The organism is Bacillus sp. FSL K6-1000 (genome assembly GCF_038630785.1).
Taxonomy (GTDB): domain Bacteria; phylum Bacillota; class Bacilli; order Bacillales; family Bacillaceae; genus Bacillus; species Bacillus safensis.
Genome location: NZ_CP152042.1, coordinates 2,999,227 through 3,013,888 on the forward strand (window position 1 = coordinate 2,999,227; position 14,662 = coordinate 3,013,888).

16 protein-coding genes are annotated in these 14,662 nt (G+C 42.1%); 6 read left to right on the forward strand and 10 right to left on the reverse strand.

Annotated elements, in window-relative coordinates; all coding sequences use genetic code 11:
• Positions 1 to 30: 30 nt before the first annotated feature.
• Positions 31 to 399, forward strand: a complete 369-nt coding sequence (locus MHI46_RS15690) for a hypothetical protein (RefSeq protein WP_039181321.1) — start codon at positions 31 to 33, stop codon at positions 397 to 399.
• 42 nt (positions 400 to 441) lie between these two features.
• Here the strand turns inward: MHI46_RS15690 and MHI46_RS15695 are convergent, their stop codons facing one another.
• From MHI46_RS15695 to MHI46_RS15720, 6 genes are all read right to left on the reverse strand, one after another.
• Complete coding sequence (locus MHI46_RS15695; protein ID WP_024426015.1) at positions 442 to 1,077, reverse strand: response regulator transcription factor; 636 nt, start codon at positions 1,075 to 1,077, stop codon at positions 442 to 444.
• The gene (gene liaS / locus MHI46_RS15700) at positions 1,074 to 2,138 is read right to left on the reverse strand and encodes a two-component system sensor histidine kinase LiaS (protein WP_024426016.1); all 1,065 of its coding nucleotides are present in this window, start codon (positions 2,136 to 2,138) and stop codon (positions 1,074 to 1,076) included. Before liaS ends, MHI46_RS15695 begins: the two co-directional genes overlap by 4 nt.
• The gene (gene liaF, locus MHI46_RS15705; protein ID WP_172643439.1) at positions 2,135 to 2,926 is read right to left on the reverse strand and encodes a cell wall-active antibiotics response protein LiaF; all 792 of its coding nucleotides are present in this window, start codon (positions 2,924 to 2,926) and stop codon (positions 2,135 to 2,137) included. The genes liaS and liaF overlap by 4 nt, the downstream gene beginning before the upstream one ends.
• 3 nt (positions 2,927 to 2,929) lie before the next feature.
• Positions 2,930 to 3,799 (reverse strand): DUF4097 domain-containing protein, encoded by an 870-nt coding sequence (locus MHI46_RS15710; RefSeq protein ID WP_024426018.1) that lies wholly within the window; start codon positions 3,797 to 3,799, stop codon positions 2,930 to 2,932.
• Positions 3,800 to 3,903: 104 nt separating this feature from the next.
• Positions 3,904 to 4,572, reverse strand: a complete 669-nt coding sequence (locus MHI46_RS15715; protein ID WP_024423427.1) for a PspA/IM30 family protein — start codon at positions 4,570 to 4,572, stop codon at positions 3,904 to 3,906.
• Between the two features lie 15 nt (positions 4,573 to 4,587).
• The gene (locus MHI46_RS15720) at positions 4,588 to 4,980 is read right to left on the reverse strand and encodes a membrane protein (RefSeq protein WP_024426019.1); all 393 of its coding nucleotides are present in this window, start codon (positions 4,978 to 4,980) and stop codon (positions 4,588 to 4,590) included.
• A 426-nt stretch (positions 4,981 to 5,406) separates the two neighbouring features.
• On the opposite strand from MHI46_RS15720, the gene MHI46_RS15725 reads away from it, so the two are divergent.
• The 4 genes from MHI46_RS15725 to MHI46_RS15740 all read left to right on the forward strand — a co-directional run bounded on the left by MHI46_RS15725 (position 5,407) and on the right by MHI46_RS15740 (position 9,941).
• Positions 5,407 to 6,201 carry an AraC family transcriptional regulator gene (locus MHI46_RS15725; protein WP_126682301.1) on the forward strand — a complete coding sequence of 265 codons (795 nt, stop codon included), beginning with the start codon at positions 5,407 to 5,409 and terminating at the stop codon, positions 6,199 to 6,201.
• Positions 6,202 to 6,476: 275 nt separating this feature from the next.
• Positions 6,477 to 7,781 (forward strand): NtaA/DmoA family FMN-dependent monooxygenase, encoded by a 1,305-nt coding sequence (locus tag MHI46_RS15730; RefSeq protein WP_342502928.1) that lies wholly within the window; start codon positions 6,477 to 6,479, stop codon positions 7,779 to 7,781.
• A 41-nt stretch (positions 7,782 to 7,822) separates the two neighbouring features.
• Positions 7,823 to 8,809, forward strand: coding sequence for an ABC transporter substrate-binding protein (locus tag MHI46_RS15735; RefSeq protein ID WP_039181335.1), 987 nt, complete (start codon positions 7,823 to 7,825; stop codon positions 8,807 to 8,809).
• Positions 8,810 to 8,891: 82 nt separating this feature from the next.
• Positions 8,892 to 9,941, forward strand: a complete 1,050-nt coding sequence (locus MHI46_RS15740) for an NAD(P)/FAD-dependent oxidoreductase (RefSeq protein WP_342502929.1) — start codon at positions 8,892 to 8,894, stop codon at positions 9,939 to 9,941.
• A 90-nt stretch (positions 9,942 to 10,031) separates the two neighbouring features.
• On the opposite strand, the gene MHI46_RS15745 is transcribed toward MHI46_RS15740, so the two are convergent.
• Positions 10,032 to 10,601 (reverse strand): cob(I)yrinic acid a,c-diamide adenosyltransferase, encoded by a 570-nt coding sequence (locus MHI46_RS15745; RefSeq protein WP_064498056.1) that lies wholly within the window; start codon positions 10,599 to 10,601, stop codon positions 10,032 to 10,034.
• 228 nt (positions 10,602 to 10,829) lie between these two features.
• Here MHI46_RS15745 and MHI46_RS15750 point away from each other — a divergent pair, with 228 nt between their 5' ends.
• Positions 10,830 to 11,144, forward strand: coding sequence for an antibiotic biosynthesis monooxygenase (locus MHI46_RS15750; protein ID WP_039181343.1), 315 nt, complete (start codon positions 10,830 to 10,832; stop codon positions 11,142 to 11,144).
• Positions 11,145 to 11,295: 151 nt separating this feature from the next.
• Here MHI46_RS15750 and MHI46_RS15755 read toward each other — a convergent pair whose 3' ends face one another.
• From MHI46_RS15755 to MHI46_RS15765, 3 genes are read right to left on the reverse strand one after another with little or no spacing between them, the layout of a single operon-like run.
• A complete protein-coding gene (locus MHI46_RS15755) occupies positions 11,296 to 12,582 on the reverse strand; it encodes a heme ABC transporter ATP-binding protein (protein ID WP_058838146.1) in 1,287 nt (428 codons plus the stop codon).
• Positions 12,579 to 13,637: an iron ABC transporter permease gene (locus tag MHI46_RS15760; RefSeq protein ID WP_064498054.1), complete on the reverse strand. Its 1,059-nt coding sequence runs from the start codon at positions 13,635 to 13,637 to the stop codon at positions 12,579 to 12,581. The genes MHI46_RS15755 and MHI46_RS15760 overlap by 4 nt, the downstream gene beginning before the upstream one ends.
• Positions 13,603 to 14,553 carry an ABC transporter substrate-binding protein gene (locus tag MHI46_RS15765; RefSeq protein ID WP_039181350.1) on the reverse strand — a complete coding sequence of 317 codons (951 nt, stop codon included), beginning with the start codon at positions 14,551 to 14,553 and terminating at the stop codon, positions 13,603 to 13,605. Before MHI46_RS15765 ends, MHI46_RS15760 begins: the two co-directional genes overlap by 35 nt.
• Between the last annotated feature and the right edge of the window lie 109 nt (positions 14,554 to 14,662).

Consider the following 14,662-nt stretch of genomic DNA (forward strand, 5'->3'; position numbering starts at 1 on the left):
TAAAATGGTAAGAAAAAAAGGGTGTCAATCATGAAACGAGCTTTACTTTCGGCCGGCATTCTATTTTTGATTCTAGGGATACTTCTGTTAATCGTTGTATTCATGCAATCAAAAGAAGATTTCTTCATTGAAGCCGACAGCTTTTCAAGCACATTTTTGATCGTGGTTTATTATGGACAAACCCCTGCGCTCCTTCTATTGGGAGGCGGATTATTCGTCGGACTTTCACAGATCATTGATTTGCAGGAAAAAAAAGCGGCAGCAGCAAAGGAGAGCGTAAAGCTTTTATCCGAAATGAAGAAAACCCTGGAAGAAAAATCGGCCAAGGAGCAGGAGGCTTTTCCAGTTCCTGAGCTCCATCAACTATCCGAACGTCCGATCACAGGACAGAAGGACTAATTTTACGCATGTTCTAGCAGCTTTCACTTGAAAGCTGTTTTTTTATTGAATCAGCTTATGGCGGTGGGCATACACAGCCGCTTGCGTTCGATCTTCCACATCAAGTTTGGAAAGAATGTTGGTAATATGGGTCTTCACCGTTTTAATTGTAATAAATAATTCCTCAGCAATGACCTTATTCGATTTCCCATCCGCAATCAGCTTCAAAATCTCCATTTCTCTTGCTGTTAATGAATCGTGAAGGATAGACCCATTTGATGAATGACGGAGTTTATTCATGACCTTTCCTGCCACTTTCGATTCAAGTCTTGGTTCGCCGATACTTGCAGATCTGATGGCATCCGCAATTTCTCCTGCCTTGGATGTTTTTAATAAATAGCTTAAAGCACCCGCCTCAATCACTGGATAGACTTTATCATCGTCAATAAAGCTCGTCAGAACAATGATCTTGGCATCTTCAATTTCCTGACAAATTCTTTTCGTTGCTTCGATGCCATCCATCCCTTCCATGACAAGATCCATTAAAATCACATCTGGCCTTAATTCAACGGCTAGCTCTACACCTTTTTGTCCATCTGACGCTTCACCAATGACTTCAATATCAGCCTGCGCCTCTAAAAAGGCCGCAAGCCCCATTCTCACCATTTCGTGATCGTCGATTAAAAGCACTCGAATCATCGAACGTTCTCTCCTTTTCCTTCATCAAAAATGGGAACCTTCACATCAATTTGTGTGCCTTTTCCCTCAAATGACATAATCTCTGCGACACCGCCTACCTCACTTGTTCTTTCTCGAATCGATTCCAGTCCGTAGGAGGCCGTCTTCACATGGTCTGTTTGAAAGCCAATACCATTATCAATAATCTTTAGCTGCACTTGACGGTTTCTTATGAGCAGACGCACTGTCACTTTTGTCGCCTTTGCATGCCTAAACACATTCGACAGTGCTTCTTGCACAATTCGGAAGAGGTGGTCCTCTACTCCTTTAGATAACGGAACATCATCTTCGATTTCCCAATCAATATCAATCGGCTGCTTTGCTTGGAATTCATTTAGCAGCTCAATTAAGCCTTTTTTCAGGTCTTTTCCTTCTAGCGTGATCGGTCTTAGGTGAAGCAGAAGAGCACGCATCTCATTTTGTGCATCGCCAGCCATTCGTTCGACAAGCTGCATTTGCTTTAATATCTTTTCGTCCTTTTCCTTCATGCCTTCAAGAATAGCTGAAGTCATCATTGAAATTGCAAATAACTGCTGACTGACCGCATCATGGAGCTCTCGTGCAAGCCGCTGCCGCTCTTCTGAGACGACCGATTTCTTCATTTGAACCTGCCATTCAGCCCGTTCATTTGAAAGCTTTTGCAAAGAGGCTACTTGCCCTTCGACCCGCTTCGCCATTTCATTTAATTGATCGGCGGCTAAGCCAATTTCATCGTCGCCAAGAGACGGCAGTCTGTATGCAAAGTTTCCATTTTCAAATTTCAAAATCGACTCAACAAGCTGATCGAGGCGTTTCTTATGCTGATAGCCAAATACACTCCCGGCAGAAATCCCAATCGCAAGACTAACGATGAGTAAAATACAAAAAAACGGTATGCCAAACCAGCGGGTAGAAAGCAGGATCATCGGATCAAGCTGATAATAAAAAAACATCGGCAGTGTCGTCATTGTCACAACACCGAGCGAGATACCGACGCCAAGACGAACAGATTGCCACTGGAGACCTAAATGCAATTTCCTCATAAGTATCTCACATCCACATCTCCGATCAGCAGAGAGATGGAGATTTTCACTTTTCGTTTGCTCTCATCGTAATCGTTGGTCATCACGTACACTTTACTGCCGAACCCGCTTCTTTTTTCATCTATGATTTTCATATCACCAATCGCGGCGGAAGCACTCACACATACTTCAATATCCTGCGGTACATAAATATCCACATCTCCAATCAGCCCGCTAATCACGATCGTACTCTCTTCTTCTGCGATGATCGCCTTTGATAAATCGATTTTAACATCGCCAATAAAACCTGAAATCGTCAAATCACTTAATTGAAACGGCTTTTTCATCAGCCTGACTTCACCAATAAAAAAGTCATGCTCTTTGCGCGGCTTTGTCTGGCTTTTTGTTTTCTTCTGATCGCTCTTTTTTTCAAGATTGACTTTCAGTGAAGGCTTCCCGTCTTCTGATGTTTCCTTTTTATCGACATCAAAAACAGGTTTATTTTTCAATAAGCGATAGCCGGCATAAATCAAAAAGGCCGCAAATAGGTAACCTGTTAAACTAAATGTAATATTGAGCAGAAATTTTAAGAAGAGAAAGCCGGCAAAAATATAGGAAACTGAACCGAGCCAACGTTTGGATCGTGAGTGCAGCCAATAACCCGCCAGCGCAAAAAACACAGGCCAAAACAAATCTGCTCCGATCCCAATAATTTTGAGAAATAAATTAATACCAAATATCACAACAATGATGCCTAAAATTTGATTCCTTGTAAAACGCAGTTGACTCGCCTCCTTCCTTTCTATCATTCATTACCGCAGCTTGAGGTTACCACTTGTCATTTCAATATCAACTAAATGTGTCCCTTTTCCCCGCGTACCTGTAAAGCCTCGACCTTCATTATCCACTTGATCAAAGTCATACGAGTGATCGACGCTTCCACTTGTTTTTTTCACCTGAACGTTGAAATCTCCGTCATCTGGCAAATTAAATTTCGCGCTCCCTGATGTCATATGAAAGGAGACAGGTGACTCAATTGTATCAAAACTTGCTGTCAATCGGCCGCTTGTCATGCCCAATTGCAGCTCGCCTTTGACATCATTAATATCGGCACGCCCTGAAGTTGCCCCAATATCACTATCCTTCGCATCAATGTGCGACACTGCCAGTCTGCCAGAGGTTGCTTTGATTTCTACATTTTTTGCTGAGAAATTCTCAGCTGTAAGGTTTCCGCTCGTTGATTTGAGTATTACATCTTGAAGGGACAGCTTTCCTTCTCCATCAATCTCACTGACGCCGCTTCCACCCGTAATCTTCACATTTTTATGATAATCTGTTGGAATTTTAACTAAAAGCTCTCCTTTTTCAAATTGAGTAAAAAACAAGAAGCTTTTATTTTCAGCACGAATTTTGAACGTACCGCCTGTTTGCTCCGCATACATTTTCCCTTTTCCATTGACAGCAGTCACCGAGATATCAGAACGATTTTCAGGTTTTACCTTCACGCGAAACCCAGAAAGAGAAATATCTAATTGATCAATCTCCTCTTTTTTCGCTGAAGCTGTTGTCACTGGTTTTTCACGGGAAAAACTTAAATGAAAGAGATTTTCATTTTTGAAAAGCATGCCAATCATTAAAAAGATACCTACAAGTATACAAATTAGACCGATTAATCGCTTCATTTATACCATCCCTTTATCTTCTGACCTTTTCATTATAAGGAAAAGCGAAACAGAAAGAAATCAAATATCGGAAGAAAAAGCCTGCTTTTCTTCCGATTTGACCTCTATACGTTTGCTTGCTGCTGTTCAGGCTTTTTCTCAAGTTTCAGCTTCTGCCATTCTTTTTCAACCTCATCGGCGTAGTCTAAATGAGCATATGCCCCTTGATCTGCAAATTGTGCATAGCTGCCTGCTTTTGTTTCCATTTCTTCAATACGGTTCTCCATTCGAAGAAACTCTTTATATGCACTTTCACTGTCTACTTTATTGATGGAATCATTCATATGCTGCTTTGCCTGTGCGGCATTGGCTCTTGCAATCAGTGCCTGCTTCTTGTCTTTTATATCACGCAGCTTCGTTTCTAAGTGCTGCAATTGCTCTTTCAGCTCTTTCAATTGTTTTACAGATTGCTGGTAGGCTTCCTGATATTCGTTGTGCTTTTCTTCAAAATACTTCATTTCTGTGAGCGCTTTTCGTGCAAGCTCCTCTTCTCCCGCATGATATGCCAGCTCGGCCTGTTTCTTTCGCTTTTCAGCAAATGCTTCCGTCTCTTCTGCTTTTCGCAGGAAGCCTTGCTGAATCGTTTGCTGTTTGATGATGGCATGTTTCGCTTTCGCAACATCATCCTCCATATCACGAACGTATTGATTCAGCATGACACGCGGATTCTCCAATTTATCTAAACCTTCATTGACAGTTGCAACAAACATATCTCTTACTCTTCTTAATACCATTTGATATTCCTCCCTTTATTTTTTCTTTAAAAAGTCTTCCCACTCTTGATCAAAAGACGTATGAATCGGTTCTTCCGTATTAGGTGCCGTGTTTGGCTCCATATAGGCTCTGCTTGATGATTTTTCGGTAGATTCACCATTGATCATCGACCAGCCAAAATAAAGAAGTACCCCTGCAAATGCGATGCCGAGTATAAACGGCAGAAATTGCACGACGATCAGTACACCAATAACTGCTAGAATGACACCTAAGGTTTTACTGCCTTTTTCGTATTTTTTAACACCTACATAGATGAGCCCTGCACCAATCAAAACCGGGATCAGACCACCAAATGAACCACCAAAGAAGATGGATAAACCGACAAACAATAAAATTGAACCGATAATGGTTTTACTTGTTATTTTCATCTTCATGCCTCCTTTCTTGCTCCTTGCTTTAACTATAGTCAAAAAAGAAAGCCGGCAAAACGTGTCACAGATTGATTTTTGATTGCGACTAGAGTCGTAACAATGCTCAGACTGAACGGTTGAATCAAACAAAAAACACTCTTCGAAAAGAAGAGTGTTGCAGATTGTTGACAAAGGGCTAAAATGACCTTGATTTTAGCCCTTTGTCTTCTTCAGCGTGATAGAAAACCTTTGCAGCCCTAGGAAGGACGAGTACCGGAGCGGAGCGAATTAAACATTCGTGAGCACCGGAACGCAGACCTGACAACGAATGCGAGGGTTTGCCTACACACTGAAACACTCTTCGAAAAGAAGAGTGGTGTTAAACGTATGGTAGAATCACAGAATAAGTTGTATCTAAATCAAGTCAGAGGCAGGTGTCGTATATTGATAAATAAAGATCAACTAGCTGATCTATTTGCTAGTCATTCTTTTCACATACAAGAAATCTATCGTTTAGTCATCCAGCCCCATAGTACATTAAGGGAGTTTAAGACAGAAAGTGCTGGCTTTCTTTTCAGTATTCGCGGGGAAGCTAGGCTGAATGTTAATGGAAAGAGCTACGATTTGCAGCCAGGGTCCGTCATCCATGTAACACCAGGATGCCAGCTTGCCCTGCAGGTGATCAGTCAATCAGAATACGAGTACCATTCACTTTTCTATCATTTGAATTGTGATAAAGAATCTGACTGTGACACTGTTTTCAAGCTGGAAACGGGAGCAAATCCGAGAATCATTGAATTACTCACCATGCTCCATCAGAATGTCCATACACCTGGCGGAATGGGGAAACTTCGAGTCAAAGAATTATTTTTACGCATCCTATATCAAATACTAATGGGCTGTAAGCAGGAAGAGAGCTCTCCTCATGAAAGGGTCATTGAGGAAGCCATCGCTTATATTAGAGGACAATATATGATTCCATTAACACTTCAGGATCTCGCTGAACTGTTCGATATGAATCCTAAAAGCTTCTCATACTTTTTCCATAAATATACCGGACTTCACCCAATTGACTATGTCATCCAGTATCGTATGGAAAGAGCGCTTGAAATACTAAAGGCAGGCAATATTTCGATTCGTGACGTTGCTATGACTGTCGGCTATCCCAATCCGCTATATTTTAGCAGACTATTTAAAAAGAAATTCGGAGTGCCGCCTAGCGCATATACCGCGAAATAAATCTGTCGTATTTCTTCTCAAAACGATAGACGCCAGCCTCATTCCTTAAAGGAATTCCACAGCTCTCTATGAAATAACCAGCCTAACTGCCTCATAAATTGAAGTCGATCAAGATCATCGCTCTTCTGTCAGTCCAGATTAGATAATAATGCATATGATATTCGCTATTTGTGTATTCGCATTTCACGAGGTCCTTGCTATACTATTCAATGATAATGATTATCAATATCGATTATTACTGACTAATAATCAGCAACGACAGGGAGGCAGATGATGTGAACAAAAAAAGGCAGCTTTGTATCGGATTGTCCTTGTCAGCGACCTGGTTGAAGGGAAAAGGCTGGCAGCATCCGAGCAGCATGGTAGAAAACTTATTTTCAACCAACTTTTACGTTGAGCTTGCAAAGAGAGCAGAGATGGCCAAGCTTGACTTTCTTTTTAAGCCGGATGCACTGACACTCCACATAGAGTCATTGGATCACTCCCCTGGCTTTGGCGGTCTTGATCCAACGGTTTTGCTTGCTTCGATTGCTCATGAGACGGATCGAATCGGACTTGTTTCAACTGCCTCGACTACGTTCAATCCTCCCTATGTAGTGGCGAGACAGCTTCAGTCCTTGCACTCGATCAGCAATGGGCGTGCCGGCTGGAATATTGTCACTTCGATCGACGGAGCCGATAATTTTAGCCATTCACCCATGCCAACCTCAGAAGAACGATATAAGAAGGCGATGGAATTTACGGATGTTGTACGCAAGCTTTGGGAGAGCTACCCAAATGAGGCGCTGCTCATCAATCGAGCGACAGGACAGTTTGCTGACAAGGAGAGAATTTCTTCTATTCAACATGAGGGTCATTTCTTTCAAATTAAGGGGCCGCTTAATGTGCCAGCTCATCCGTCAGGAACCATTCCTTTGTTTCAGGCAGGTGCTTCGGAAACGGGGCGGGATTTTGCCGCTTCAACTGCAGATGCGATGTTTGCAGCAACCCCTGATATGGCCTCAGGCATTGAATTACGGAAAGACATGAGGAGAAGAGCATGCAAGCATGGCCGCCAGCCGGATGAGATCCGTGTGCTGCCTGGCTTGTACTTTTTTATAGGAAAAACACGTGATGAGGCGCATGAAATGTATCGAGAGGCTCATTCCCATTTAAGCACTGCACAAGGTTATGCAGCGATACAATCGATTCTAGGTCTCGATATTCGTCACCTTCCCTTAGATCAACCCGTTCCTGCCGATATGCTGCAAGGATTGGATGAGCAGGTACGCAGTCAGACTCATGCTGATTTGCTGCGCAGGTTGATTGTACAAACGCAGCCTACCGTAAGAGAACTACTCTCCAGACCAGAGGTCATTGGATCGGCACACTGGGTCATCGTGGGAACAGCTGAGGATGCACAGAGAGAAATAACCAGATGGTTTGAAGCAGGCGCTTTAGACGGTTTCATTGCTCTTCCGGGCTCAGTACAATCACTAGAATTATTTTTTGACGAATTGGTCCCCTTACTCGTCCAACATGGCTTATTTAAAAGTGAATATACAGGATCCACCTTACGGGAGCATCTGGGGATGAAATAAAGCACGACTACAATAGGCAGTTTGAGAGGAGTTTTGAAAAGATGAATAAGAAATTAATGATCATCGGCTTCATTTCCTTATTGATGCTGATCATGGCGGCATGCGGCGGAGGAGACAAGCCTAAGCAATCAACTACTGCCTCCGGAAGCAAAAATGCCGGAATTGAAAATTCAGGTGATGCTGCTACGAAAACAATAGAGTATCTTGGGAAAAAGTATACCATCCCGAAAAAAGCCGAAAAAATCGTCATTACTGGGGCAATGGAAGCGATGGAAGATGCCGTTGTACTTGATGTTCATCCGGCAGGGGCAATATCAGTAGGAGGAAAGTTTCCGAAAATATTTGCTTCAATCACAAGCGATTCCGAATCAATCGGTGAAAAACAGCAGCCAAATTTTGAAAAAATATTAAGTTTGAAACCTGATGTTATTTTAGGCTCCTCTAAATTTCAACAAGTCGTACTGAACAAGTTAGAGAAAATTGCGCCGACCATTCCAATCTCCCATATCGCGACAAATTGGGAGGCTAATTTAGAGCTAATGGCCGAATTAACAGGAAAACAAACGAAAGCAGAGAAAATCCTCACTCAATACAAAACAGATGTCAAAGACGCAAAAGCTTCGTTAAAGGAAAAGCTCAAGGATAAAAAAGTAGCCATCATTCGCATTCGGGGAGCACAAGCCTTCGTATATCCAGAAGATGTTTATTTCAATCCTGTCTTGTATAACGAATTGGGTCTCGCCGTTCCTCAGCCGATTAGTTTGGCAAAGACACAAGAAGCAATCTCTGTCGAGCAGCTAGGGGAAATGAATCCGGATTATCTATTTGTACAATTTTCTACGGATGAAAATCAAGAGGCAAGGCAGGCATTTGATGACATGAAAAAGAATCCTGTTATTCGAAACATGACGGCCTTTAAAAAGGATCAGGTTTATATCAATGTGGTACATCCACTCCTTGAAGGAGGACCTGCTTATAGCCGCATCCAGTTTTTAGAAGCCTTGCAGCAGCAATTAGAAAATAAATGAGACTACATGAATCAGCTATGAAATCATGACTATGGTCATTTTTAAAAATAAATGAAGCAAAAGAAGTGGGGAGAATTATACGATGCAGGACATGGAAGTATATGATGTAACCATTATTGGCGGCGGACCTGCTGGATTGTTTTCCGCCTTTTATAGTGGATTGCGTGAAATGAAAACGAAACTGATTGAATTCCAGCCTTTCCTTGGAGGAAAGGTTCATGTTTATCCAGAAAAGATGATCTGGGATATAGGAGGATTAACGCCAGTTCCAGGCTCGCAGCTGATTGAACAAATTGTTACTCAAGGACTGACCTTTGATCCAAAGGTCGTACTCGGAGAAAAGGTGACCTCTATTTCTCAAGACGAAACAGGTCAATTTGTTCTCCACACCGCGTCCAATCAAAAACATTACTCCAAAACCGTCATTTTAGCTGTTGGAGGAGGTATCCTCAAGCCGATTAAATTAGATATTGAGGGTGCAGAACGATTTGAGGTTCAAAATTTGCATTATACGGTCAAATCCCTTGCACGTTTTAAAGATAAAACCGTGTTGATCTCAGGAGGTGGTAATTCAGCCATTGACTGGGCGAATGAGCTGGAGCCGATTGCCAAGCAAGTGTATTTAACCTACCGGAAAGATGCTTTAAAAGGCCATGAAGCCGAAATATCAAGACTTAATAACAGCTCTGTCCAATGTCTGCTTCATACCTCGATTGAAAAGCTCATCGCAGCAGACGATCATGAGCGGATTGAAACGGTTGTCCTCAAAAATAATCAGGACAATACTTTATTTAAGCTAGCCATAGATGAAGTCATTATCAATCATGGATACGAACGAGACAAAGAATTACTTGCGAATAGTACCATTAAACTAGAGCAGAAGGATTACTGGATTGCAGGAACTCCACTGAGTGAGACGTCAGTCCGGGGCATTTATGCAGCAGGCGATATTTTGCATCATGAAGGAAAATTACATTTGATTGCTGGGGCTTTCCAGGATGCTGCGAATGCAGTAAACCAAGCGAAGCAATACGTAATGCCTGATGCAAGCGCTCGTGGAATGGTTTCTTCGCACAATGACATATTTATTCAAAAAAACAAAGAGCTGATGAAGCATTTGTATACGAAATAAAGTGTTCATTGCACAAGCAAGACTTGGAATCCCTTCTGTGCTTACAGAACGAAGACGTTTAGCACTCTTCTCATTCGAAGAGTGCTTTCCTTATTTAGAACGAAACACGTCGGCACTTCGTTCATATTCAACATCAGCTTCACCAAGCCGATGATTCACGATTCGGGCAGCAGCAAATAAATAATCGGATAGACGGTTTACATATGTGAGCGCAACGGTTGGAATCTCCTCCTGTTTCGCAAGCGTCACAATATGCCGCTCTGCTCTTCTAACGACTGTCCGCGCCACATGTAAAAGAGCAGCACCTTCCTGACCGCCCGGTAAAATAAACTTGGTGAGCGGCGCAGCTTCTTCTACATAGACATCCATTCTTTCCTCAAGGACTGCCACAGAGGCTTCTGTTAATTTGCCCTCTTTAGGTGGTTTCACTGCTGCCAAATCACCGCCGCAGTCAAACAGCTCATGCTGTATAACGATCAGCTCTGACAAAAGGTCCTGAAACAATTCGCCATGCTGCCGTAAATTTGCATGCGCAAGTCCAATGAAGCTATTCGCCTCATCTAATGTGCCGTAAGCTTCAACTCTCACGTCATCTTTATCGGCTCTTCCTCCGATCAAGCCTGTTTGTCCCTGATCCCCGGTTTTCGTATAAAGTTTCAACGGTATTCCCCCTTTTCTACTGCTTTGTCCTTTTAGTATAACCCGAACTAAATAGGATGTAGTTGTTTTACTAAAACATGGTGAATGAATGTCATTAATGAAACAGAAAAGTGAACCATTTGTCCATTATGAAGGCCAACCACCCCTTTTATTTCCTTATAAAATAATGATTGAAGATATAGTTTATAGTGTCTAAAATGTGATTAAGACAAAATGAAGGAGGATGGTATGAGTAAATTTAGTTTATTTAACAAGTTTATGGTACAAGAAGGCGAAAAAGAAAAAATGGTTGATATTCTGTTAGAAGCAGCAGAATCAATGAAGAATTTGGATGAATGTGAAATATATCTTGTGAATATTTCCGAGAATGAACCAAATTCTGTTTATGTTTATGAAGTGTGGGCAAACGAAGATGCCCATCAAGCATCTCTAGGTCATGAAGCTACCCAAACATTAATAAGTCGTGCGAAACCAATTATTACTGGTATTGATAGAATCAATACTTTAATAACACAAGGCGGAAAGGGCATTTCATCTAATTAGAATTCAACCGTCTTAGATATAAAATTAGAACTGGTTGTCATTGTGGCAGCTTTTTTTCTTAAGAACAATTGTAATGACTACACATTTTAGATATGTGTAGTCATTACAATATCAACTGTTTTACTCAACTAACCTAAATATAACTGTACGTTCACTTTTGAATGACTTTCAACTTATGAAGAAGCCCATACACCTTTTGTCCTAATCTTTCGTGTAGAAGGTCAACATCTTCCGTTTCCTGCGTATTGGGTGCAGCAATACAAAGATGATGGATTGGAATGCTTGTTTCTTGCTTTATGATGTGCATAAGCTGACCTATGAGCTGAACAGCTGCGCCGTCTGATAAAGATCGTTTCAGGATAAGCCAAATGTTCAACTTTTCCTGCTGAAGCATGCTGTAAAGGATCATATCGTCTTCGGCGTCTTCTGCAGCGTATTTCGCTAATCCTTTAGCTTGCTCGAAAAACAGCATATCTTCAGTTGGCTCTAACTGATGATGAAGCGTCTTCGTTCCCGTTCCAATCGACCTTTTCCAAAAGAACCCGCCGTTTTCCTTATGTGAGGTAAGGATGCGAAGAGGCTGATTAATGGAAAATGTCATTCCTTCTGAGCCATATGTCCTCCAGCCATCCGCTATGTTTACAATTGATGTTTTAGAAGGGGCGGAAGGTTCAACCATCAGCTGAGGGTTTGCCCTAATTGGATGCTGGAGCGGTGTCACATTTGTTTCATACACACGGTTGATTCGTTCGGTGGTCAAAACGTGATGCGGCAGTCCTAACATGTCAGTCTTTCCTTCATGAAGCAGCAGCAGCCGATCACAATATAAACTAGCAATGTTCACATCATGGAATACGCCAATGACCGTTAACCTAGAGGAAGTCGTTTCTTCTTTAATTAAATCAAGCAAATCTTTTTGATAGGCTAAGTCAAGGAAGCTGGTTGGTTCATCCAGCAATAAATATTCAGGCTGCTGCGCCAATGCCTGTGCCAAATACACACGCTGCTGTTCACCGCCACTTAACTCATGGATGGGTTGATCCTTAAACTGTGCAACACCCGTTTGTTCCATTACTTTTCTGACGACCTGCACATCTTCTTGCGTGGCAGATTGCAGCCACCCTTTTTGATATGGATAACGGCCGAATTGGACGGTTTCTTCCACCGTAAATGAAAAAACTTGATCCGTTTTCTGCGGCAGAACTGCCATCTTTTGCGCAAGCGCCTTTGGCTGATAGGATTGAACAAGGTGACTGCCGAGGCGCACTTCACCGCTCTCAGGGGCTAAAATTCCTGCCATCATTTTAAGCAGGGTCGTCTTCCCGCTCCCGTTTGGGCCGAGTATACCGAGAAATTCTCCTTGCTTTACTTCAAGGCTAATGCCACGAATGATCTCTTTCTCTCCATAGCCACCTCTGATTTCCTTCACTTGAATCATACGTGCGTCCCCCCTCTATATTGACGAATGAGGATGATGCCAAATACAGGTGCACCAATTAACGCAGTAATGATGCCAATCGGTAATTCAGTCGGCTCAATGATGGTACGGGATAACACATCTGCTAATACGAGAAAGGAAGCACCGTTCAACATAGACAAAGGCAGCAGATGCCGATGATCCGTGATAGTTAAGAGGCGGATAAAATGCGGAATCACAAGTCCTACAAAACCGATCGTCCCTGATACCGCTACTGCACTTCCGGTCAGAATCGAGCCCGCCAGCAGCACAATATATTTGCTCCTTTTCACATGGACACCTAATAGCTTTGCCTTCTCCTCGCCATATGTCATGACATTCAAATCTCGCCCCATCAACATTAACGTAAAGGTCCCAATAAGAAAGAAAGGAAGAAAAAGCGCAATATAACGCCAGCCTCTCATGGACACACTGCCAAGCAGCCAATGAATGATCTCTTTTAGATCATCACCTGTTAAAGCAATCATCAATGAAATGAGCGCACCCAAAAAAGAGCTAAAAATCACTCCTGTTAAAATTAAAGAAGAAATGCTCATCCCCCGATGAACAAGACGCGCAAAAAAGAGAACGAGACACAGGGTCACAAGCGCCGTTGTCATACTGAATAATGGCAATGTGAAACTGCCAACAAGCGGGAGCTGCAAGCTAAAAAACAGAGTCGCTACGGCTCCAACTGATGCCCCTTGAGATACCCCCAGCGTATAAGGGTCAGCGAGAGGATTTTTTAATAAACCTTGAAAAGCTGCACCAGATAACGCCAGTGCTGCTCCGACTAATGCCGCTAATATGACTCTTGGCAGCCGAATGTTCATCATAATATTGCGATCGATGGAATCAATGGTTCCAAACTGTATTCCGAATAGTTCATGAATAAATATACGAAGAATAGAAGGAATGGGAATCCCTAAGCTTCCAAAGGAGATTCCCATTCCAATGCTCATCACAAGAAGTAAAGCACTTAGTGTATATGCGATGATCAATTTATTTGAACGTGTCAGGATAGACGCTTTTCGCAAGAGCCTCGACTCCTTCAACCAATCGCGGTCCCGGTCTTGATGCGAGATCCGTATTCAATTGAAAGACTTGTTTTTCTTTCACTGCTTTCATTGCATTCCAGCCGTCTCTTTTTTTCAAATCAGCTAAGCTGGAACCATCAATTGTCACGATGACATCAGGATTTCGTTTGATGATCGATTCTTCTGTCATTTGCACCCAGCCAGTTTGATCGCCAGCAGCATTTTTGGCATGGATAACAGAAAGCATTTCATCCATAAATGTATTTTTACCAGTTGTATAGATTTCAGGCGCACCTGACACTTCGACAAAGACAGTTTTTTGTTTGTCTTTTGAAATCGTCTCTGCTTGTTTCTTGATGTCATTCAATTTTGTTTTCATCTCGTCTACAAGTTTTGTTGATGCTTCTTTCACGCCAGCTGCTTCACCGATCATATCGATTGATTTGTACACATCCTTAAAGGAGGTTGCATCATTTACAGTCAGAACTTTTATCCCTGCATCTTCAAGCTGTTTAAATCCTTCTTTTGATCCCATTTGAGATGCATGTGCTAACACAAGATCTGGCTTTAATGAAATGACCTTCTCGACATTGAATTCAAGTCCGCCAATCTTCTCTACCTTTTCGACTTCCTTTGGATAATTATCAAAGTCTGATCGTCCAACCATTTTATCTCCAAGGCCGAGTGCATAGGCAACTTCTGTATTACTTGGAATTAACGAAACAATTCGTTTAGGCTGTTCTTTGATTTCGACCGTTTTTCCAGCTGCATCTTTAATCGATACTGGAAATGCCGCAGTGGCCGTTTCTTTATTTTGTGACCCTGTTGCTTTATGATCTGTCTCAGCGCCTGCACATCCTGCTAAAACACCCATCACAAGCAATAACGATAGCCAAATAGCTGTTAACTTTTTCATGAGCGAACCCCCTGGTTTATGTACTGCTTAACGAAATCTCTTTCGTCAATTCTTTTCTAATTTCGGGAATATTATACTACAGTGCAGATAGGTTGTATATGTGATTTCT

Coding starts and splice junctions, on each gene's coding strand:
- MHI46_RS15710 (WP_024426018.1), bottom strand. CDS start 3,799: ATGAAGCGATTAATCGGTCTAATTTGTATACTTGTAGGTATCTTTTTA.
- MHI46_RS15765 (WP_039181350.1), bottom strand. CDS start 14,553: ATGAAAAAGTTAACAGCTATTTGGCTATCGTTATTGCTTGTGATGGGT.
- MHI46_RS15740 (WP_342502929.1), top strand. CDS start 8,892: ATGCAGGACATGGAAGTATATGATGTAACCATTATTGGCGGCGGACCT.
- MHI46_RS15750 (WP_039181343.1), top strand. CDS start 10,830: ATGAGTAAATTTAGTTTATTTAACAAGTTTATGGTACAAGAAGGCGAA.
- liaF (WP_172643439.1), bottom strand. CDS start 2,926: ATGATAGAAAGGAAGGAGGCGAGTCAACTGCGTTTTACAAGGAATCAA.
- MHI46_RS15690 (WP_039181321.1), top strand. CDS start 31: ATGAAACGAGCTTTACTTTCGGCCGGCATTCTATTTTTGATTCTAGGG.
- liaS (WP_024426016.1), bottom strand. CDS start 2,138: ATGAGGAAATTGCATTTAGGTCTCCAGTGGCAATCTGTTCGTCTTGGC.
- MHI46_RS15715 (WP_024423427.1), bottom strand. CDS start 4,572: ATGGTATTAAGAAGAGTAAGAGATATGTTTGTTGCAACTGTCAATGAA.
- MHI46_RS15720 (WP_024426019.1), bottom strand. CDS start 4,980: ATGAAAATAACAAGTAAAACCATTATCGGTTCAATTTTATTGTTTGTC.
- MHI46_RS15755 (WP_058838146.1), bottom strand. CDS start 12,582: ATGATTCAAGTGAAGGAAATCAGAGGTGGCTATGGAGAGAAAGAGATC.
- MHI46_RS15735 (WP_039181335.1), top strand. CDS start 7,823: ATGAATAAGAAATTAATGATCATCGGCTTCATTTCCTTATTGATGCTG.
- MHI46_RS15695 (WP_024426015.1), bottom strand. CDS start 1,077: ATGATTCGAGTGCTTTTAATCGACGATCACGAAATGGTGAGAATGGGG.